This is a genomic window from Micromonospora sp. IBHARD003 (assembly GCF_056106285.1).
The window spans coordinates 7,964,043-7,985,087 of the sequence record NZ_JBWBBX010000001.1 but is presented as its reverse complement, the minus strand read 5'-3'; the positions used below and the strand labels follow the sequence as shown (position 1 = coordinate 7,985,087).

Below are 21,045 nucleotides of genomic sequence, written 5' to 3'. Positions count from 1 at the left end.
CTCGGAAAGCAGGCTGCAGGACTCCCGGGCGAAGAGGGGGATGGGAAGGCGGGCTCTCGCTGCCTGCCCGCCCGGTGACCTGCCGGTCTTTCCGCCCATGCTCACCGGCGGCGTCGGCGCGGACATCAGGGATCCCCCCTGACCGACCCCCCTAAGGTCAGCGGTGGGTGTCGTTTTGTGCAGGCGGGATGCCGTATGCCTGGTCCGGCGTAGAGCCCCTGGCAAGAGCGGGCGAGAACCTCCGGCAGGACCTGACGTGATCTGCGCGAAGTGTCATCAGGAGCGCGTGGGTCAGACGGCTGGGGCCAGCTTGTCCGCGAGCTGGCGGCGGGTGTTGATCCCGAGTTTCCGGTACGTGCTCGCCAGGTGGGTCTCCACCGTTTTGGCGGTGACGAAGAGAATCTGGGCGATCTCGCGATTGGTTTTCCCGTCGGCGGCCAGTGCGGCCACGGTGCGTTCGCTCGGTGTCAGCGACTGCGGTCCGGTGAGCGCCTGGCGGCGGGGGCGGCCCCCGCCCGCTTTCAGCTCGGCGCGGATGTCGCGTGCCAAGGGCGTCGCACCGCACGCTTCGGCAGCGTCCAGGGCGTTGTTGAGGACGCGCCGGGACTCGGTGCGTGACGCCGCACGGCGCAGAGCGGCCCCGTAAGCGGCGGCCGCCTTGGCGTATTCGAGGCGGGCGGGAGTGGGCTCGAGGAGAAGCGTCGCCTGCTTCAGGAACTCCTGACCCTGCTCGCCGCGATGGAGGAGGCCGGTCACGCACAGTGCGCGGCCCAAGGCACCCGGTGCACCCCACGCCTGAGCCTCGCGCAGCTCCTCGCGGGCGAGTTCGCGGGCTTCGTCGTCGCGACTGAGCAGATGGAGACTGAGCGCGGCTTCGGTCCGCCAGGAAACCACGGCGGGGTTGCGTCCTCCTGCGGTCGCGAAGGCCTTGCCGGCTGCCCGTGCGCACGCGAGCGCCTCGCGTGGCCTGTCCTGCAGGCGCAGCAGGTGGGCACGGGACGTGAGCTGGTGGTACTCCGGCCAGCCTGCTTCGAGGGGGCCGGATTCCTCGGCCCAGTCCAGGGCGTCCGCCGCTTCGGGGAGGCGGTCTTGTTCCATGAGTACTTCGGCCAGGACCCAGCCCATGATCTTTCGGTGCAGGTTGATGCCGGCGGTCTCGACGGCCAGGACGGCCTGGCGGGCGTCGTCCTCCGCCTCGGCCAGGTGTCCCTGACGGAGCCAGGCCAGGGCCCGGTGGGTGAGCGCGGCGGACAGGCCGCTGGTGGAGCCGTCGTGGTGGGCGTGGGTGACGGCGGCGTTCAGGCTGTCGATGGCTTCGGGATGGTCTGCGCAGATCAGCACCCACCAGCTGAACATCACCGGGAGCGGGAGGGGGTCGTGCGTGACCAGTTGTCCGTCGCGAATGGCCCGCCGTGCCCGCAGGACCGCGTACGGGTCGCCGTCCATGGCGTCGTGGCCGGCGATGGCGCAGTCGAGGATCTTGCCGGACGGGGTCGGGCGCAGGGTGGTGGACCGCTCCTGGGCGAGCTGCGGCATGATGGCCTGCCGCTGGTCTGCCCGTCCGGGCTGCAGGAGCGGGATGGACAGGATGCAGGCCTGCAGCTGGTCGCGGAGGTCGGCCGTGTCGGGCGGAAGGTCGGCGAGGGCGTCGCTCCACACGTCCTGAGCTTCGCGGCTGCGCCCGAGCATGAGCAGTCCGCTGCCCAGCAGGTGGGCGATGCCTGCTCTGCTTCGCCCGTCGCGGGTGAGTGCCAGCGCTTCGCTCAGGTAGGTGGTGGCGGCCGGGGTGTCGATCAGGTGCAGTGCGCTGCCCAATGCGTGCAGTACGTGGTGGCGCTGCTCGTCGTCCAGTGGTTCGTCCAGGCAGCGGCGCAGGTAGGTGGCGGCGGTGCGGGGAGAGCCACGGGCGAGGGCTTCACCGGCCGCGGCACGGAGTTGGGTGGCGAGGGGTGCGTCGTCGGTGGGCGGCAGGTGCAGCAGGTGGGCGGCGATCTTCTCGGCGTCGGCGCCGGAGGCGGTGAGGAGGTCGGCCGCACGGCGGTGCGCGGCCAGGGTCTGGGCAGCGGTCATCTCGTCGTAGACCGCGGCCCGCACGACGGGGTGCACGAAGGCAAGCCGTTCGCTGGGATCGGGTTCGACACGGAGCATGTCGATCCGCTCCAGTTCGGTACGGGCGTGCATCGCGGCGGGCGGGGGCAGGTCCGCGTGAGCGGCGGCGTAGGCGAAGGGGGTACCGTCGCCGAGAACCGCCACCGAGCAGGCCAGCGCCCGGTCGTCGGCCGGGAGGCGTTGCATGCGCAGCGAGACCCATCGGGCGACGGCCCTGGGGCCCAGGGCGGCGACCTTCGGCACGTTGGACGCCGTCGGGGTGATGTGTTCGAGGAGCAGTGCTGCCGCGAGGTCCTTCAGCAGCAGGGGGTTGCCGCCGGTCGCCGCGTGGCAGGCGGCCAGGAATTCCTCGTCGGGTTCGTCACGGACCGGACTCCTCGCGAATGCGCTGCGTATGAGGGCGTAGGCGGCCGGTGCGGTCAGGGCCTGTGGGTGCAGGAGCCGACAGGTGGGGTCGGTGGTGATCCGGTCGAGCAGGTGCCGGTCGGCTTCGGGCTCGAAGGGCCGCAGTGTTGCCACGGTGGCGATGGCGAGGCCTTCGATGCGTGGCAGCAGGTGGGCGAGGAAGCGCAGTGATGCGGTGTCCGCCCAGTGGAGATCGTCGATCAGCAATGCCATGGGGCGGTGCTCGCAGAGATTCGCGGTCAGCCAGAACAGTCCGTGGAGTACGGCGTAGTCCCGTTCGTGGCTGGTGGCGGGGGTGACCGGGCCGAACACGACGGCTGCCTGCTCTGCGGCGCCCGACAGGAATTCCCGTTGCTCCTGCGGGTCGGCTGCGGCCAGCAGCGGTTCGAACAGTTGTCGGACGATACCGAAGGAGAAGTCGCGCTCGAGTTCCATGCCGCGGGCGCAGGCCAGGCGGAATCCGGCGGGTTCGGCGGTACGCATGGCCTCCTGCAGGAGGCTGGTCTTACCGATCCCGGCACTGCCCTCGATCGCGGTGAAGGCGCCATGGCCGTCCTTGGCCGCGCTCACCAGGCCGACGAGGGCCTGGGTCTCGGCGTCCCGCTCGTACAAGGGGCCTGTCTCTGCCACGTTCCTCAACATACGCGGCCTGCCGTGTACGCACGCGCCCGTGCGCACCCGTCGTGCACGGCTCGCGGTCGTCGACGGTGGGGGCGGAATCTCAGGGGTCGTCTGCGGCGGTGGGATCTCGGGGTCGGCCTCAGGGAGGCGCCCGGAGTCCCGGACACGGGCCTGGCGGCAGGGTGGGCTCAGACGAGTCCCGTTCCCCAGCCGACGGACGCAGCGTGCGGAGAGGGTGATCAGCGTGGTGGACTCAGTGCGTCAGGGCCCCGAAGGCCGCGCGCCGGACAGGTTGCCGGCGCAGGTGACGAGCTTCGTCGGACGCCGGGATGAGGTGTCCCGGGTCACGCAGGCACTGTGTGACGGCCGGCTGGTGACGCTGACGGGGCCGGGCGGAATCGGCAAGACCCGGCTCGCCCTGCGGGTCGCCTCGCAGGTGCGCGGTGCCTTCCGTGACGGTGTACGGCTGGTGGAGCTGGCGGCCGTGCCCGACGGCGCCGTGGCGGACGACCTCGTGAAGGTTCTGGGACTGCGCGAGCAGACGTCGCTGCAGCCACTGGACGTCCTGCGTCGCCGCCTGGCGGACCAGCGGATGCTTCTCGTCCTCGACGGCTGCGAGCAGGTGATCGACTCCTGTGACGTGCTGGTCGGCGCTCTGCTGGAGGCCGCCCCCGAGGTGAAGGTGCTGGCCACCAGCCGGCAGGTCCTGGGCGTGCGCGGCGAGCACGCTGTGGAGGTGCCGCCCCTGACCCTGCCCGACCGTCAGTGCTCCCTGGTGGCGCAGGTCGTGGCCCCGTCCGATGCGGTGAGCCTGTTCGCCGAACGTGCCGCCGCGACGCGTACGGGCTTCGCACTGACCGCGGACAACATCTGCCCGGTCACCGCGGTCTGCCGTCGGCTGGAGGGGATCCCGCTGGCCATCGAAGTCGCGGCCGCGTGCGTACGCACCCTGTCGGTGCAGGAGATCCAGCAGCGGCTCGACGACTGGTTCGGGCGGCTGAACGGGGGCTTTCGCACCATTGCCCCGCGGCAGCGGACCGTGCGGGCCACGATCGATTGGAGCTACGACATGCGCTCCCGCCACGAGCGACTGCTGTGGTCACGTCTGTCGGTGTTCCGTGACGGCTTCGACCTGGAGGCGGCCGAGGAGATCTGCTCCGGTCAGGGCGTCGGACGGCACGACGTCCTCGACCTGGTCACCGCCCTGGCGGACAAGGCCGTCGTGGCCTGCCAAGAACACGGATCCAGCATGCGCTACAGGCCGCTGGACACCGTCCGCGAGTACGCGCACGAGCGGTTGGTGGCTTCCGGCGAGGAACTCGCGCTCAGGCAGCGGCACCGGGACTGGTACGGGCATCTGGCAAAACATGCCGAGGCCCACTGGTTCGGTCCGGACCAGTCGCGGTGGGTCGCCCGGCTGCGGATGGAGCAGGGCAACCTGCGAGCTGCCCTGGGATTCTGCATGAGCGAGCCCGGCCAAGCCCTCAGCGGTCTCGTCATGGCTGCTTCGCTGTGGAACAACATCCTGTTCCACGGGTGCGACGGCCACTCTCTGCGCGAGGGCCGCGACTGGCTGCGTCAGGGGCTCGCCCTGTACCGCGGCAGCAGCCCGGTCGCCGTGAAGGCACGGGTCGTCGACGGGACGCTCGCTCTGATCCAGGGCGACGCAGCCGCCGCGGAGCAGCGGCTGGGGGAATGCCGCGCCCGGTCGCGGCAGCTGGAGAAGAACCCGGATCTGGCGCGTGCCACCGTGCACCTGGCCGGGCTGATCGCGCTGTTCCGGCGCGACTGCCGCCATGCCGTGGCGCTGCTGGAGGACGCCCTGGCCCGGCACCAGGAAGCCGGTGATGCCGGCAGTGCCGCGATCGCCTCGTTCATGCTCGCCACCGCCTGCTTCAACCTCTGCGACCCGGCCGCTCGCACCCACGCACAACGGTGCCTGTCCCTGGCCGAGACCCACCACGCGCACCGCTCCAGAAGCTGCGGGCTGATCGTGGCCGGGCTGGAGGAGTACCGGCGGGGTCACACCCAGCCCGCCACCTCGATGATCCGGCAGGCGCTGCGGGACAAGCACCGGCACCAGGACCCGTTCGGTATCAGTCAGTGCCTGGAGGGCCTGGGGTGGTGCGCCGCTGTCGACGGCCGGACGGAACAGGCGAGCGTACTGCTGGGCGCATCCCATGGGACATGGCAGCTGGACGGCCCCGTTCTGTCCGGCTACGGCCATCTGCAGGCCAGCCACGACCGGTGCGACGCCATGCTGCGGCAGGAGCTGGGTGAAGCCGCCTTCACGGCAGCGTTCGACTCGGGCGCCCGGCTCCCGCTCGACGAGGCCGTCGCCGTCGCCCTGGGCAACGAGGCGGCCATGCCTCCAGCCACGCGCCCCTTGCCCCGCAAGGAAAGGAAAGTCGCCCACCGGATCGCCGAAGGGCCACCGCCGGAGGAGGCGCCGGCGGTCTACGCGAGAGACGAACGGTGAAATGAGCACCACGACGCGCATACTCGGCAGTATGGGCTTGTATGAGCGGACTGCCGAGCTGAAAGCCCTGGAGAGGGTGACAGAGGCCGCGCGGGCCGGTCACGGGGGGACCATTGTGGTCGAAGGGGCAGCCGGCCTCGGGAAAACCAGCCTTCTTGCGGAAGCAAAGCGGATGGCTGCCTCCACCGGTCTGAGGGTGGCCACCGCCCGAGGCTCGGAGCTGGAAACCGACTCGCCGTTCGGAGTGGTGCGTCAACTATTCGAACCGATCCTTGCGCATATGACGCCAAGCGAGCGCCAGCGAATTCTTTCGGGAACCGCCAGCCAGGCAACGAACGTGCTGAGCAGGGAGATTCCGGGTAATTCACGACGGGGAGATTTCTCCGTACTTCACGGTCTGTACTGGCTGGCGGCCGACCTCTGCGAGGCGCGCCCGCTGGCCCTGGTCATCGATGACCTGCACTGGGCGGACAGCGACTCCCTGAGATTTCTTGCCTATCTCATGCCGCGCCTCGACGACCTGCACGCGTGTGTGGTGGCCACACTGAGGCCGTTTGAATCAGGCAATCAGGAATACCTGATCGACCAGGTTGTGGATGCGCCGAGTTCTACGCTTGTTTCCTTGTCAGGGCTGAGCGCTTCCGCCTCCGCCGAGCTGATTTCAGGAGCATTCCCAGAAGCGCCGGACGAGGATTTCCTGGCTGCTTGCTGGTCGGCTACGCAAGGCACCCCGTTGCTGCTCATGCAGTTGGTCGAGGCGCTCGCCGCGGAGGGCATCGAGCCCAGGACCGCGAACATCGCACGCGTCTACGACGTGGGCCCTCGCGCGGTGGCCCGGCGTGTGAGGCTGTGGTTGCACCGTCTTCCCGAGGACTGCGCGCTGCTGAGCCGTGCGATCGCCGTGCTGGGTGACGGCGCGGATCTGATGCATGCCGCCGAACTGGCGGACCTGCCTCTGGAGAACGCCATGCAGGCCGCGAAGGATCTTGAGCGGGCCCGGATCTGCCGTATGGATGCGGCCGGCGGCGCAGCGGACGGCACGAGGAGGCCGGTGGACTTCGTCCATCCCCTGGTGCGGCTGGCCGTGTACGACGACATGACGCAGGCCGAGCGGTACCACGCACACGCCGGGGCGGCAGGCGTCCTGCATGCCGCCAAGGCCGAGGCCGACACCGTGTCCGTGCACCTGCTGCGCACGCTGCCCAGCGGCGACGCCGACACGGTGGAGATCCTTTGGGCGGCCGCGAGCATCGCGCTCGCCCGGGGTTCTCCGGAGACCGCCGCACGCTATCTGCGCCGCTGCCTGGCCGAACCACCGCCGCCAGGAAGACGCAGGGACGTGCTGTCGGCGCTCGGCCATGCCATGCGGCACATCAACGCCGCCGAGGCCGTCGGGTACTTGCGCGAGGCCCTTGATCTGGCGGCAGACCCCCGGCAGCGGTTCGACATCGCCGTCTCTCTCGGGGCCGCGCTGCTCATGCTCCGCCGCAGCGAGGAAGCCCTGTCCGTGTGGAGGCAGGCACTGGCCGGCACGGTGCCCGGCGACACCGAGTCCTGGTACCGGCTCCATGCCTGCATCCTGTCGATTCCGCTGTATGAGCCGGGGCGGCCGGATCTGCGGGAGGACATCCTGAGTCGGGTATCCGAACTGCGGTGCCCCAAGCCCCCTGGAAGCGTGGGCGGCATGTCCCTCGACTGCGTCATCGCCGGGCACGACGCGATGATCGGTGATCCCCATGCGGTCCTTCGCGCGCGCCGGGCCCTGCGCGACGGCACGCTGGTCCAGGAGTGCGCCCCGACGTCGTTGTCGTTCGGTTGGCTGGTCCTCATCAGTGCGGATCGCCGGGAAGTGATGAAGAGCCTGGACGCGGCGGTCGAGCAGGCGTACCGGCAGGGCTCGGTCGACGATCTGACCGGTGCCCTGACCTACCGGGCGATGGCGTTGTCGGTACGCGGCAACCTGGCCGAGGCCGCAGCCGATGCCGCGACGGCCAGGAACGCGGTGGACGCCTTGTCGGTGAGCCTGCGCCGGCTGGTGCTGGGGCCGGTGCATGCCGGGATCCTGCTGGAACAAGGAGCCCTGGCCGAGGCACAGGCGGCGCTGGAGTGGACCGGAGTTCCGGACCCGGCTCCGCTGACCGGGCTGGTGTACTACGTGTCCCACGCGCGAGCCCATCTGCTGCGTCTGCAGGGTCTACCGGCCGAGGCGCTCGATGCCGCCCTCGCCGCGGGGCAGTCCTTCAGCGCTGCGGGCGGGGAGAATCCGGCCATCGTCCCCTGGCGGTCGGAAGCAGCGATGTGCCTGCACCTGCTCGGGCGGGACGAGGAGGCCAGGGCGCTCGCCCGGGAGGAGGTGCGGCTGGCGCGCTGCTGGACGGCTCCCAGGGCGCTGGGCCGCGCTCTGCGGATCTCGGGTGTGCTCGCGGAAGGGGACGCGGCACTGGGTCTCCTGGAGGAGGCGGTCGGCAGGCTCGAGCAGTCGCCGGCCCGCCTCGAGTACGCGAAGGCGCTGGCGGATTACGGTGCGGCCCTGCGGCGCCAGGGTCAGCGCAACAGGGCCCGGAGCGTCCTCGGTGACGCTCTGGACCTCGCCGAGGGCCTCGGTGCGTCACCGCTGGCGCAGCAGATCGGCGACGAGCTGCGTGTGGCCGGGCTCCATCCGCGCCGTCACGCGGTCACCGGCCTCTCCTCGCTGACACCAGGGGAACGCAGGGTGTACGACCTCGCGGTCACAGGCCTGACCAACCGGGAAATCGCCCAGCAACTGTTCGTCACCGCCAAGACGGTGGAAGTCCACCTGTCGAGCATCTACCGCAAGACAGGTGTCAGCGGGCGCCGCCAGCTCGCCAAGACGGCCGAGCCCCATCCGGCCGCTGTTGCGGAGTAGTTCATGTGTGCCGCACCCGACGCCCCCGAGCCCCGCGGATCCCACCCCTCGTCCGCAAGGGCGGACACGAGAAGGCGCATGCGCTTCGCCCCTCGCCTGTGGCACAAGCTGCTGGCCATCTGCATCGCCCTTGTCATCCCGCTCGGACTGGCCACCCTTTACCTCATCGACGAAGCCGAACAGAAGATCAGCTTCACCCGCAGTGAGTTGGCCGGTGTCGCGTACCTGCGCCCGGTGAGCTCACTGGTCCAGGACGTCTCGGCCCGCCGCGCCCTGATACACCGCCGGCTCCTGGGTGATCCGGTACCTGCCGGACGGCTGGCAGATACGGCCCGGTCGATCGACCGCGGCTTCACCACCCTCGTGAACGTCGACAAGCAGCTCCACCAGCCCCTGCGGACCAGCGTTGCCGATCTCTCCGCCCAGAAAAGAGCAGAGCTGGCACCTGCTGCTCTTGCCGGCTACTGGAAGCAGCTCAACGCCACCCCTGCCGGCACCCGGGGCGCCGAATCGCGGTACTCCCGCCTGGTGGGCAACCTGCTCGCCCTCGGCTCCTACGTGGGGGACACCTCGAACCTCATACTCGACCCCGACCTCGACACGTACTACACGATGACCGCTCTGGTGCTGCGGGAACCGGAGACGGTCAACCAGCTCTATCTGCTGGGTGACACAGCTGCCACGGCGCTGGAGCGACGCAGCGCGTCCACCAGTGACCGTGTGAGCATCGCCCACCACGCCACGGTCGTCGACCAGAACCTCAGCAAGCTGAACGACGAACTGAACAGGGCATTCCAGGCCACATCGTCGTTCAACCACAACACCGCTCTTCGGCCCACGATCCAGCCCCTTCTGGGGGCTGCCACTGCGTCGGTCAGCACACTCATCAGCGTCACGAACCGGCAGTTCATCAGCAGCAGCACCATGAGCGTGTCACCACAGGCCTACGCGGCCCTGACGGCCGGAGCCATCCAGTCGAACACACGCTTGTGGCAGGCGCTGTTCGACCAGCAAGACGTCATGCTCCACGCCCGGCTGGATGCCATCAAGGCGCGCAATGTGCGCATCCTGGTCAGCATCGCCGCGGTGCTCGTCGCGATCAGTGCCCTGGCAGCGCTGATGTCCCGGCGCATCACGCACAACGTGGCGGCCGTCGCTCAAGCCGCCTGGTCCTTGGCGGGTGGCGATCTCAGCCGCCGGGCCGGAGTGCGAAGCCGGGACGAGATCGGCGCGATGGCGGCCTCGTTCAACACCATGGCCGACAACCTCCAGCACAGCTACGCCGCGGTCGAGCAGGAGGTGCGCGAGCGCACGGCGGAACTCCACCAGCAGACCGAGTCACTCACCCTGCTCCAGGGTGTCTCCTCCGCGGCCAATGAGGCGGCCGGCTGGGACGACGCCCTGCAGACAGGCCTTGATCTGATCTGCCGGCACATGGGCTGGCCCGTCGGGCACGCCTACCTCGTCGAGCCGCTCGCCGACGCCCACGGCACGTCCGGCACGACACTGACCGCCTCATCCGTCTGGCACGGGGACGAAGACACGCTGGGCGCCCCCCTGCGGGACATCGCCCGCGCCGCCGGCATGGACGACCCCCGTGGACTGCCCACCACCGTCCGGGAAACCGCGCGTCCCGCCTGGATCACCCTTGACCGTCGGCAGGCCGCCGAAGCCTTCCCGCACGTCGGCACGGTCGGGAGGATCGCCTTCCCCGTCATCGTCGGGAAAGAAGTGGCCGCGGTCCTCGATTTCCTCACCCCCGGTGCCATCGAGCCGGATGACAGCCACGTACAGCTGATGCTCAACATCGGCACACAGCTCGGGCGCGTCCTGGAGCGTTCCCGCACGGCGGCCGAACTGCGGGCGTCCAAACAGGCAGCCGAGGTCGCCAACCAAGCGAAGAGCGCGTTTCTGGCCACGATGAGCCACGAGATCCGCACACCGATGAACGCCGTGATCGGGATGACCGAGATCCTCCTCGACACCCGTCTCGACAGCGAACAGAAGGAATGCGCACAGATCATCCAGAACAGCGGGAACAGCCTGCTGGCGCTCATCAACGACATTCTTGACTTCTCGAAGTTCGAGGCCGGGAAGATCGACCTGGAAGCCCGCCCGCTGCAGCTGCGCCGATGCATCGAGTCGGCCTTCGAGGTCGTCGCAGCGATGGCCGCCGAGAAGAACATCGAGCTGGCGTACGTCATCGACCCGGACCTGCCGGAGGAGATCGTCGGGGACGAGGTCCGGATCCGGCAGATCGTGATCAACCTCCTGAACAACGCCGTGAAGTTCACAGAATCCGGCGAGGTCGTCCTCACCCTGGAAGCGGACCCCGCACCGGAGAACAACAGCCGGCCGACGCGGCGCGCCACGGATGACACGAACATCACGGATGACACCGTCAGACTGCGCTGCTCCGTCCGTGACACCGGCATCGGCATCGCGCCGGACCTCCAGCAGGAGCTGTTCAAGCCCTTCGAGCAGCTGGACGCATCGACGACGAGACGATTCGGAGGAACGGGACTGGGACTGGCCATCAGCCGACGCCTGGTCGAACTCATGGGAGGAGCCATATGGGTGGAGAGCGCTCCCGGGCAGGGATCGACCTTCCACTTCACCATCGAGACACGGGAAGTACCCGAAGCGATGCGCCTGAGCCAGGTGACCTCGCAAGTGCAGCTCAGGGGCAAGCGCCTGCTCGTGGTGGACGACAACCCGACGAACCGGACCATCCTGGTTCACCAGGCGACCTCCTGGGGCATGGTGGTCCGCGCCACGGGCTCACCGCACGAGGCACTCGCCTGGGTCGAGCGCGGGGACCCGTTCGACCTCGGCGTCCTCGACATGCAGATGCCCGAGATGGACGGGATGATGCTGGCCCGCAGAATCCGTCAGCACAAGACCAAGGACGACCTTCCCCTGCTGCTGCTGACCTCCTTCGGCCACCCCGCGGCGGCCACCGACAATCTGGCGGAGTTCTCCGGCTACCACAGCAAGCCCATCAGATCGCGAGACCTCTACGCCGAGCTGTGCCGCGTCCTGTTCGACCTCCGAACACCACACGAGGCCCACGCAACCACGCCGCCCCAACCCACACCCCAACCCACACCCCAGGCCACGCCCCAAGGTGCCCGCTCCCCACTGCGCATCCTTCTGGCCGAGGACAACACCGTCAACCAGAAGCTGATCGTCCGGATGCTCGAGAAAGCCGGGTACACCGCAGACACCGTCGACAACGGAGCCCAGGCACTCCAAGCACTGCGACACTCCCCCTACGACGTCGTCCTCATGGACGTCCAGATGCCCGTCATGGACGGGCTGGAGGCAGCCCGCAGGATTCACCGGGAAGTACCACGCGCCCAGCGGCCGCACATCATCGCCCTCACCGCCGGCGCGATGAACGAGGACCGCGACGCCTGCCTCGCCGCAGGCATGGACGACTACCTCAGCAAACCCCTGCGCAGCCGAGAACTACGCGACGCCCTCCGCCACTGCGCACAGCGAGGCACCACGCGGCAGCGAGACGAACAGCCGGCGCCCCCGCAGACCACACCCGGCAAGGAACAGCCTCCGGATCTCCCCGTCCTGGAAAGGTCCGTCATCGACCACATGGCAGCGTCCTTCGACGCCGCGTTCCTCGCCAGCCTCCTCAGCGCCTTCCTCGAAGACTCCCCCGACCTCGTCCGAACACTCCGGCGCAGCCTCGAAGCCAACGACGCCCAGCAACTGCGGCGTGCAGCACACACACTCAAATCCCACAGCAACACCTTCGGTCTGAAGCGCCTCGCCCCGCTGTGCCAGTCCGTGGAAGAACTGAGCGCCGACGGCGACCTGGCAGCCACCCGGCTGCTGATCGGCGAGATCGAAGAAGAGTACACAGCCGCACGAAACAGGCTGACCCAATACCAAGCGGAGCTGCGCCATGACCCATAGGAAAGGACGCGTGCTGGTCGTAGACGACGACCGGACGAGCCGCATGATGCTCACCTACCGCCTGGAAGTCGCAGGGCTCGAGACGGCGGCGGCCGAGAACGGAGTCGCAGCCCTGCAGATGCTGCGGGAGAGCACCTTCGACGTGGTCCTCCTGGACATCCTCATGCCGGAGATGGACGGCTACGCCACTCTCGAACTGCTGAAACACGACCACCAGCTCCGCCACACACCGGTCATCATGATGTCCGCGCTCGGCGAGATGGACAGCGTCATCCGCTGCCTCGAGCTCGGCGCAGAGGACTACCTGCCCAAACCACTCGACTCGCTCCTGCTGGTCTCCCGCGTCACCAACATCCTCCTCAAAGACAGACTCCAGCAGGCCGAGCAACAGCTCACCCACCTCGCCGACATGGCAGACGCCATCACGGGAGGCGACCCCTCACCCGAGGCTCTGCACAACGATGCCCGGCGAACCGACACCACGGGACGCATCGCACGAGCGCTTCTCCTGAGGCTTCGAGAGTCCGGATCTGCCGCCACCAGTAAGGGCGAACAGGGGCGGCAGTAGGCCGGTGGACTGGCTGCCCGGAGGTGACCCACGGTGGCCGGCGCTCCCGGCACCGCCCCGGCAGCGGTCACTCGCCGAGCTACTCGACGGTGTGCCGGGCGAGGTGCTCCAGACGTCACGCGGGGCGGGAGTCCGGTTGGCCCGAGGTGCCCGCACGGCCGACGCCCGCTCCTGCGAACGGCGGCCGCGAACGGATCAGGGGCTCAGAGCTTGGTGAAGCACATCGTGGAGCCGCGGCCCCGGCGGGTGACCTTGATTCCGTAGTCGTACGCGGACCCGCACTGCCGGCCTGCGACCACCAGGTCGCCCATCTTGTACCGGGCCTCGGGTGAGTCGCAGTCGACGACCGTCGGAACCGGACTGCCCTGAGGGTCCGCGACCTTGACGCAGTCGCCGATGGTGGGGTTGTGCGACGCCGCCTCGGCCTCCTTCTTCGCCTTGCCGCCGTTGGGGTCGGTGTTGTAGTCCCAGACCCAGTAGCCGAGGGCGCCGAACACCGCTATGACGATGACGGCGGACTTCAGCATCCGCCCCAGACCGCCCGGCTGCGGTCGCTGCGGCCCGCGGGGAGGCTGCGGTTGCTGCGGGTATCCGTACGGCGCCTGTGGCTGTCCTTGCTGCGGGTGTCCATACGGCGCCTGTGGCTGCTGCGGATATCCATAGGGCTGCTGCGTCTGCCCGTACGGCGGCTGGTTCTGGTATTGCGGTGGAGGCGTCGACATGCCTGCGAATCCCCGTTGTTGAGTATCGGATGGTGATCAATGCGAGCGCGAGGCTATCCCTCGGCATCGCACGGACGCCAACGGCGGTCACGGACGGCCCCTCATCGGCTCGAAGCGTGCCCGCGCCCCGCGCACACCGCGCACACGGCACCCCGCCCCGTGGCACTGCGGGCGATGGGGCGGATGACCTGGGTGCCCGCCGAGCGGAGCGCCTCTGCCTGCCCGAACGGGTGCTGCTAGTGTGCGCAAGCCCTCGCCCCGATGAACGACCGAGCCTGGAGAGCACCCGCCGATGGCCCACCCTCCGGGATCCTTCTCGTCCGCAGCCGCCTACGCCGACGGCGTGGTGGGTGGCACGGCTGTCCCTTTCCGATGGCACGATCTCGAGTCCAGCGCCTTCACACGGCTCCCGGAGCTGCACAGGGTGGTCATGGCGGCCGGTGCCGATCTCGACCGGACCAGGACCCGGTGGGACCACGCACGGGACGCCGGGTGGCTTCTGGTCCTGTTCGCACCGTTGGCCCTGCCCCTGCTGGTGATCCTGGCCGTGAAGTACGAGGACGCCGAGATCTAGTGCTGTGACCGGATAGGTTCACCGGCTCGCGGTGTCCTGCACGGCGTCTCGCTGCGTTGTCGAATCACCCGAGTACATCGAGTACAAGGCCGATTCTCCGCCTTGCGATACACCGCACCGGACGCCGCGAGCTTCCCGGCAAACCTATCCGGCCACAGCACTAGCTGTCCGGCATCACCGGGCTGATCGCCACCGCGCACATCGCGCTACGCGCCGCAGAATGGCGGCGGACACGGACCAGTGGGCCGCGGGCGACATCACAAGAGGTGGTACTCGCCGTCTTCGAGGCAGTCTTCGCCACGATATCCGCCGGCATAGTCGCAGTCGCGGCCGCTGTGACGGCGTCACCGGGGCGCTGGCTCCTCTGCGCCGGCCTGGCAGCAGTGGCCGTGGTGTGCGTGGTGAGCATCCGTGTGGCCAAGCAGGCGGCCGAACGCGGCGTCCCCACCTCGCTGCGACCGTCCTATGAGGAAGTCATCGCTCTCGTGGCCGAGTTGGACGAACACGATCGCACGGCTGTGCGCGACGACCTGGACCTCGCCCTGGAACGGCTCGCCGACGCGGGCGTGATCAGCCAGGCACAGCTCCACGAGGCGTACCGCTCCCCCCTGGGAAGTCTCGCGCGCCGGCTTTGGGCGTGGGAACGGTCGCCGGCCCGTCAGACACGATGAGACTCGAGCCCTGCGGCCGATAACCGGCGGAGGCCGAAAGACTTCCCCGTACACGATCGTCCGCGCAGTGTTCGGCGTCCGGCCGTGCAGGGGCACGGAAGTGACGGAAGAGTAGAGTCAACGTCCCGCGAAATCAATACTGGACGAAGTTATTGAATTCGCTCTAGGTTATAGCCGTGCTTCCGAACCGTGCACAGCCACTGGTCACGGCGCCTGCCGAAATCGGCATCCCCACCCTGCCACTGACCCAGGGTCCGCTTGTCCGTGTCGAACCAGGCAGCCGCCTCGGACTGCCGTGTACCGCGGTCACCCAGGCCGCACCACCGTCCACCGATGACGGCTACTGCCACGAACTCCCGCCGGAGCGCACCACTCCGGGAGCAGGCCGCGCCAGATCAACCCGCCGGCGGCCACCCTGCACACGGAGTTCAGCCCGCCGTCCGTTCGGTGGGGAAACCGGCACCAAAGGTGCTGTCACACGGGTCACCATCGGTTCGGGAGTCGGCGCCCTGACGAACTGATACGTCAGCCCCGGCGGCACCCCCTTGGTCTCCCCGAACCGGACCTGGAACAGGCTCTCGTCTCGGGGCCCTGCACCACCCCCCACTCACTCTCCTGGAGATTCGCCATGAGATCTGCCAGACCCGCCCGCGCCGGTCGTGCCCCGCGCGGCCTCCCCACCCTCCTCGCCACCGCCTCCCTGCTCGTCGCCACCGCCCCCGGCGCGGTTGCCGCGCCCGCCCCGGCCGCACCGCCCACCTCCACGGCTCCCGTCGCCATGACCGGTGAGGATCTGGCAGCTTCGTGGACCGCCCCGCTGAGCACGCGTGGGCGGTACATCGTCGACGCGGTGGGCAATCGGTTCAAGCTGAAGTCCGGTAACTGGGCCGGCGCTCAGGGCACGTACGAGGGCAGCGGCGACGTCAACGACGTGGCGAACCACCAGGCAGACCAGAAGTCGCACAACCTCCCGCTCGGTCTGGACCGCACGCCGATCACGAAGATCCTCGCCGACTTTCACGCCCTGGGTATCAACAGCGTCCGGCTGCCCTTCGCCAACGCGATGATGGACGACACCACTGTCGTGCCGGATTCCGCTGTCGCCGCCAACCCTCAGCTGAAGGGCAAGACCCCGCTGCAGGTGTTCGACGCCGTGGTTGCGGCGCTGACCGCGGACGGCTTCGCCGTCATCCTCAACAACCACACCACGAGCTACCGTTTCTGCTGCGGCCTGGACGGGAACGAGCGGTGGAACAGCGGACAGTCCACACAGGAGTGGATTGACGACTGGGTGTTCCTGGCCAAGCGCTACAAGGCCAACAAACGCGTGGTCGGCGCAGACCTGCGTAACGAGGTCCGCCGTGACACCTGGAACAACCCGAACTGGGGCTGGGGCAACGAGCACGATCTGTACTCCGCCTTGGAGCAGGCCGGCAACAAGATACTCGAGGCCGACCCGGACCTGCTGGTCATCATGGAGGGCATCAACTGGCAGGGCATCCCCTCCGACGTGTTCCCTCATGGGCGACCCACGCTGACGCCCGTCCGTAATCTCTCCAACACCCTGATCCACTCCGGCAAACTGGTCTACGCGGCCCACTTCTACGGCTACACCGGCCCCAACCACACCGGTGCCTCCGACAGCGACTGGGGATCCACGAGGGATCCCCGGTACCGGGACTTGACTCCCGAGAGGCTTGCGCAGGTCGTGGACGACCAGGCTCTATTCGTCACCGAGGGCGGCCAGCACTTCACCGCCCCGGTGTGGATCAGCGAGTTCGGCGCGGGCGGGCGTGGCGCAACCGATGAGAAGGAGAAGGCCTGGTTCGCGAACTTCACCGACATTCTGGTGAAGAACGACACCGACTTCGCCCAATGGCCGCTGGTCGGCTGGAGCGACGCCAACGGCAATCCGAACGACAACTGGGCGCTGATCTCCTACGACTCCACCGGCAACAAAGTCGGTATCAACGACCCCGGCGACTGGCGTGCTGCCGATTGGAGCAAGCTGGTCGGCGCCCCCGCGAAGACCGGCCCGATTCCGCAGGTCGATCGCTGGAACATGCTCAACCTGGACTTCGGAGACCAGGACTCGTCCATCACCATGCGCGCCAAGACGGACTGGAACCCGGGCAACCGCAAGGGTGTCTGCCCCGACACCCAGCGGCTGGTCGCCCTCAGCCGCAGCCAGGGCCGGGGACTGTGCACCGACGCACATCAGCCCGCCAAGTCCACCGGTGCCTGGACGGCCGTCACCGACGAGCGCTATGTCACCAACGGTGACTGGGCACCCGGCTACAACAAGCTCCAGTGCCCGGACAACTCCTACGCCGTCGGCTACGCCGTCGGTGTCAATCGCCGCGAGATGACCGGTCTGCTGTGTGCCCCCGCCGACCGGCAACTCCCTCTGACCGGCCGCAACGTCTGGTTCGACCACGGCGACAACCGGCCCGCGGCCGGAGGCTCGGTGAAGAGCGACTGGGCGCCCGGCTACTACAAGGGCCAGTGCGCCGACAACGAGTACCTCGCCGGCGTCGCCTACACCTGGAAGTGGCAGCACGGCGGCGTACCCGACGCCCTGCTCTGCCGCCCCCTGGCCTGATCGACTCCGTAACCGCACCGAGGAGCACCCGGCACGCTTCGGCTGCCGGGGCAGCTCCCCGAGGCAGTGGTGTGGGACGAGCCGCTCCAGCGTCTGCCGTCAGCACGGGCTCCGCCACGTCACACCGGTCTGGCAGTCAAGATCGATTGTCAGTGGTGGGTGAGACGGTAGGAGCATCGAGTCGGAGAGAACGGGGAGCTGTCATGTCCGGAAACCAGAACTACATCAATCACGTTGCTCTCGTGCTGGACGCCAGTTCGTCCATGTCCCATCTGAGCGGCAAGGTCGTCGAAGTCGCCGACCAGCAGATTGCCTACCTTGCCCGCCGATCGAGGGAACTGGACCAGGAAACCCGCGTCACGGTGTACGTCTTCGCGGACAAGGTGGAGTGCGTCATCTACGACAAGGACGTGCTGCGGATGCCGTCGCTGAAGCAGCTGTATCGGGTCGGTGGAATGACGGCTCTGCTGGCTGCCGCGCTGAAGTCACAGCGGGAGCTGGCGCAGACGGCGCAACTGTACGGCGACCACAGCTTCCTGACGTTCGTCCTCACCGACGGACAGGAGAACGCGAGTCATCGCTGCCCGGATGCCCCTGTCAGGGATGCGCGTGAACTGGTCGAGGCCGTGGCCAAGATGATCGACACTCAGGGGGACAACTGGACGCTAGCTGTCCTTGTGCCGGACCAGATGGGCAAGCGGGAGGCCATGCAGTGCGGTTTCCCGAAGGACAACATCGCCATCTGGGACGCCACGAGCACACAGGGTCTGGAGGAGGCCGGGCAGGTCATCCGGCAGGCCACCGAGAATTTCATGGTGGGCCGCTCCCAGGGCATCCGGGGATCGCGGGCGGTGTTCTCCACGGGTGCGGAGGCGGTCAACAAGGACACCATCAAGGCGGCCGGCCTCACCCCGGTGGATCCGTCGAAGTACCAGCTGATACCGGTGGCTCGTGACGCGGCGATCCGGGACTGGGTCATCGAATGCGGGCACACTTACCGTACCGGTTGCGCGTTCTACCAGCTCGGCAAGTCGGAGAAGATCCAGGCGCAGAAGCAGATTGCGGTGCTGGAGAAGAAGACGGACCGGGTGTACACGGGGCCCGAGGCCCGAGCCCTGCTCGGCCTGCCGAACGTGGAAGCTCGCGTCAAGCCGGACCACAACGACGACTTCACGATCTTCGTGCAGAGCACCAGTGTGAACCGGAAGCTCGTACCGAACACACGGCTGCTGCTGATGCTCTGACTGGCTAAGGGCTGAGCGCCAGCGCCGATCGATAGGGCTGATCAGCCCCCGCACTTCCAGTCAAGCACGCTGGGGATGCGTCCGATCCCGTGCTGGACATGCCGACCATACGGCCGAGTTCGCGGACCGACGGTCCCTCGCCGTGATCAGCGGCCCGGGGCTGCGCTGGTGCCTCAAGCCCTCCGCCGCAAGAGGGACGTGGTGCCCGGGAAGGCTCCTTGACGAGCCTCCCGGGCACCACGAGCAGAGGACCTGGCGGGGGTCAGTCCACCACGTACAGCTTCTTCGGCCAGCCTGTGCGGTCCAGGCGCTTGAACAGGTCCTTGATGTCGGTCGGGTTGAGCTTGATGCAGCCGTTGGAGTAGTAGTCGTTGGGGTTGCTGTTGGTCCATCGCTCGGACTCGGCGGTCCCCTGCTTGCCGTTCGGCTTCATCTCGCTGTGGATGAACAGTTCGGTGCGCTTGGTGCCGTTGTGGCACTTACGGTCGGAGATCTTGATGACGAAGCCGTTGATGATGCCGTCGAAGTTCGTGCGGTGCCACTGGACGGCGTACGGCTTGCTCGCCCCGGCGTTGGGCAGCCAGCCCTTGCCGACGGCACAGGTGTCCTTGGACTGGCCCGAGCCCGCCTTGTACGCCTTGATCACCTTGTCCCGGCCGGGAGTGCGCTTGACCAGCTCGAGGCGGGAGTTCGTGACCGAACCCTTGTCGAAGCGCAGGTAGTAGGCGTCGGTCGCCTGGGCGGACGCCTGGGTTTCGGTACGCGCCTGGGCCGGGGCGGCGGTGGTGGCGCTCAGGCCGCCGGCGAAGACGGCGGCGAGCGCGAGGGGGACGATGCGTGCGGACCGTGCGGACTTACGCATGAGAACACTCCCGTGTGGCGTGTGGCGTGTGGCGGTACATGACGGTTGCGCCGGCAGCACTGACCCTGCTGGCCGGGGGCACCGTCCGGCAAGGGATGCCCGGTGTCCCGGACAGCTGATTGCTGTCCTGGCTGGTCACCACCGCTTTCCGGACAAAGGTCCGGGCCTCGGCGGGGATGGCTTGCCTGCTGTCGAGCGGAGGGCCAAGGATGGCGCCATGGATACTGCGGGGGGTGTCGATCCCGAACGTGCGCACAGTGTCGAGCAGTTCGTCGGCATGATGAAGCGGCTCAAGGACGCGTCGGGACTGACATACCGGCAGCTTGAAGAGCGCGCCGAACAAAGCGGGCGGGTCCTTCCGCGCAGCACGATCGCCGATGTGCTGCGCAGAGGGGTGTTGCCGCGGCCTCACGTCCTGAACGCCTTCGTCCACGCCTGCGGCGCGGGGGAACATGCCGACGCCTGGCTGCAGGCTCATAGCCGTCTCGCGAGGGTCGACAGTTCGGCGACCGGTTCGACGCGAGAAGCTCCCGCCGCCGGGGGCCGCGCCGTCATCTGGTCGCCGTCGCAGGCCGACGACAACGGCGATGACGGTGACAGTGACGGTGACGGTGACGGTGACGATGGTTCTTGCGAAGCCGGCGGTGGGCGTGAGCGTGGCGTCAAGGATGCTGCGGGGCCCTTGGGCATTCCGTCCGATCCCCCACTGGAGCCGACGCGGCCGCGGCGCCGGCACCGTGTCGTGGTGCCCAGGGCAATGGGATCGATGTTCATCGTGCTTGTGGCGGGCATCGTCTCCTGGCAGGTACTGCCCGGCGATCGCGCGGTGACGGTGCCCTCGTCCGAGGAGCCGGCCGCCGGGTGGTACAGCATCCGACCGGTCCGGGCCACCGACCTGTGTGTGACCGAAGGCCGTGAGCCCGGCGGTGGCAGCGAGCGGCCGGTCGCGGCGCAGCGGCCGTGCGGTCAGTCCACACCGCCGTACACCAGACTCGTTCCACTCGGTGACGGCCGCTTCTTCGTCAAGTGGGCGCACCCCGTGCATGGTTGGGGATGTCTGACGGTTCTTGCCAGCGGGCTGCTCGAACCCTGGGACGACTGCCGCAGCAGCAGGACCGCCCAGGTGTTCACGTTCGAGCGGGTCGAGACAGCCGGCACGCAAGCCTCAACCACCGCGCCCACCAAGGCCTATCGGATACGGTCAGCGAACGGGAAGTGCGTCGGCATCCCGGGGACGGATCCCAAGGCCGCAACAGCCGTGGCAGTCGCCGAGCCCTGCACCGACACTTCCGCCCAGCACCTCCTCCTGGTCCCTCAAAGCCAACCGGCAGCGACCGCCCTGCCCTCAGCCACCGGCTGACAACGGGT

General features: G+C 68.5%; 12 protein-coding genes and 1 pseudogene. 10 read left to right on the top strand and 3 right to left on the bottom strand.

Annotated features, from left to right (window positions below):
* Positions 1-291: 291 nt before the first annotated feature.
* Positions 292-3,144: an ATP-binding protein gene (locus ACTWOL_RS34720; RefSeq protein ID WP_474300872.1), complete on the bottom strand. Its 2,853-nt coding sequence runs from the start codon at positions 3,142-3,144 to the stop codon at positions 292-294.
* 235 nt (positions 3,145-3,379) lie between these two features.
* On the opposite strand from ACTWOL_RS34720, the gene ACTWOL_RS34715 reads away from it, so the two are divergent.
* The 5 genes and pseudogenes from ACTWOL_RS34715 (at position 3,380) to ACTWOL_RS34695 (ending at position 13,002) form a co-directional block, all read left to right on the top strand.
* Positions 3,380-5,614, top strand: a complete 2,235-nt coding sequence (locus tag ACTWOL_RS34715) for an ATP-binding protein (RefSeq protein ID WP_474300871.1) — start codon at positions 3,380-3,382, stop codon at positions 5,612-5,614.
* A 1-nt stretch (position 5,615) separates the two neighbouring features.
* A pseudogene (locus tag ACTWOL_RS34710) lies at positions 5,616-6,140 on the top strand (AAA family ATPase); the annotation flags it as partial.
* Positions 6,141-6,356: 216 nt separating this feature from the next.
* Positions 6,357-8,501: a LuxR C-terminal-related transcriptional regulator gene (locus ACTWOL_RS34705; protein WP_474301319.1), complete on the top strand. Its 2,145-nt coding sequence runs from the start codon at positions 6,357-6,359 to the stop codon at positions 8,499-8,501.
* Between the two features lie 78 nt (positions 8,502-8,579).
* Positions 8,580-12,434, top strand: a complete 3,855-nt coding sequence (locus tag ACTWOL_RS34700; protein ID WP_474300870.1) for a hybrid sensor histidine kinase/response regulator — start codon at positions 8,580-8,582, stop codon at positions 12,432-12,434.
* Entirely contained in the window at positions 12,424-13,002 is a 579-nt protein-coding gene (locus tag ACTWOL_RS34695) for a response regulator (RefSeq protein WP_474300869.1), read from the top strand. Before ACTWOL_RS34700 ends, ACTWOL_RS34695 begins: the two co-directional genes overlap by 11 nt.
* Positions 13,003-13,205: 203 nt before the next feature.
* On the opposite strand, the gene ACTWOL_RS34690 is transcribed toward ACTWOL_RS34695, so the two are convergent.
* Positions 13,206-13,724: an LppU/SCO3897 family protein gene (locus tag ACTWOL_RS34690; protein ID WP_474300868.1), complete on the bottom strand. Its 519-nt coding sequence runs from the start codon at positions 13,722-13,724 to the stop codon at positions 13,206-13,208.
* Between the two features lie 292 nt (positions 13,725-14,016).
* On the opposite strand from ACTWOL_RS34690, the gene ACTWOL_RS34685 reads away from it, so the two are divergent.
* The 4 genes from ACTWOL_RS34685 (at position 14,017) to ACTWOL_RS34670 (ending at position 18,815) form a co-directional block, all read left to right on the top strand.
* Positions 14,017-14,298 (top strand): hypothetical protein, encoded by a 282-nt coding sequence (locus ACTWOL_RS34685; protein ID WP_474300867.1) that lies wholly within the window; start codon positions 14,017-14,019, stop codon positions 14,296-14,298.
* 401 nt (positions 14,299-14,699) lie between these two features.
* Entirely contained in the window at positions 14,700-14,969 is a 270-nt protein-coding gene (locus ACTWOL_RS34680; RefSeq protein WP_474300866.1) for a hypothetical protein, read from the top strand.
* A 628-nt stretch (positions 14,970-15,597) separates the two neighbouring features.
* Positions 15,598-17,571: a glycoside hydrolase family 5 protein gene (locus ACTWOL_RS34675; protein WP_474300864.1), complete on the top strand. Its 1,974-nt coding sequence runs from the start codon at positions 15,598-15,600 to the stop codon at positions 17,569-17,571.
* 203 nt (positions 17,572-17,774) lie between these two features.
* Positions 17,775-18,815 carry a vWA domain-containing protein gene (locus tag ACTWOL_RS34670; protein ID WP_474300862.1) on the top strand — a complete coding sequence of 347 codons (1,041 nt, stop codon included), beginning with the start codon at positions 17,775-17,777 and terminating at the stop codon, positions 18,813-18,815.
* 262 nt (positions 18,816-19,077) lie between these two features.
* Here ACTWOL_RS34670 and ACTWOL_RS34665 read toward each other — a convergent pair whose 3' ends face one another.
* A complete protein-coding gene (locus ACTWOL_RS34665) occupies positions 19,078-19,677 on the bottom strand; it encodes a L,D-transpeptidase family protein (RefSeq protein ID WP_474300861.1) in 600 nt (199 codons plus the stop codon).
* A 217-nt stretch (positions 19,678-19,894) separates the two neighbouring features.
* On the opposite strand from ACTWOL_RS34665, the gene ACTWOL_RS34660 reads away from it, so the two are divergent.
* Complete coding sequence (locus ACTWOL_RS34660; RefSeq protein WP_474300859.1) at positions 19,895-21,037, top strand: RICIN domain-containing protein; 1,143 nt, start codon at positions 19,895-19,897, stop codon at positions 21,035-21,037.
* Positions 21,038-21,045: the final 8 nt, after the last annotated feature.

Bases quoted from the DNA above. Each gene is read 5' to 3' on its own strand.
- ACTWOL_RS34705 (WP_474301319.1), top strand. From the start codon at position 6,357: ATGCAGTTGGTCGAGGCGCTCGCCGCGGAGGGCATCGAGCCCAGGACC.
- ACTWOL_RS34700 (WP_474300870.1), top strand. From the start codon at position 8,580: ATGCGCTTCGCCCCTCGCCTGTGGCACAAGCTGCTGGCCATCTGCATC.
- ACTWOL_RS34695 (WP_474300869.1), top strand. From the start codon at position 12,424: ATGACCCATAGGAAAGGACGCGTGCTGGTCGTAGACGACGACCGGACG.
- ACTWOL_RS34690 (WP_474300868.1), bottom strand. From the start codon at position 13,724: ATGTCGACGCCTCCACCGCAATACCAGAACCAGCCGCCGTACGGGCAG.
- ACTWOL_RS34685 (WP_474300867.1), top strand. From the start codon at position 14,017: ATGGCCCACCCTCCGGGATCCTTCTCGTCCGCAGCCGCCTACGCCGAC.
- ACTWOL_RS34675 (WP_474300864.1), top strand. From the start codon at position 15,598: ATGAGATCTGCCAGACCCGCCCGCGCCGGTCGTGCCCCGCGCGGCCTC.
- ACTWOL_RS34670 (WP_474300862.1), top strand. From the start codon at position 17,775: ATGTCCGGAAACCAGAACTACATCAATCACGTTGCTCTCGTGCTGGAC.
- ACTWOL_RS34665 (WP_474300861.1), bottom strand. From the start codon at position 19,677: ATGCGTAAGTCCGCACGGTCCGCACGCATCGTCCCCCTCGCGCTCGCC.
- ACTWOL_RS34660 (WP_474300859.1), top strand. From the start codon at position 19,895: ATGGATACTGCGGGGGGTGTCGATCCCGAACGTGCGCACAGTGTCGAG.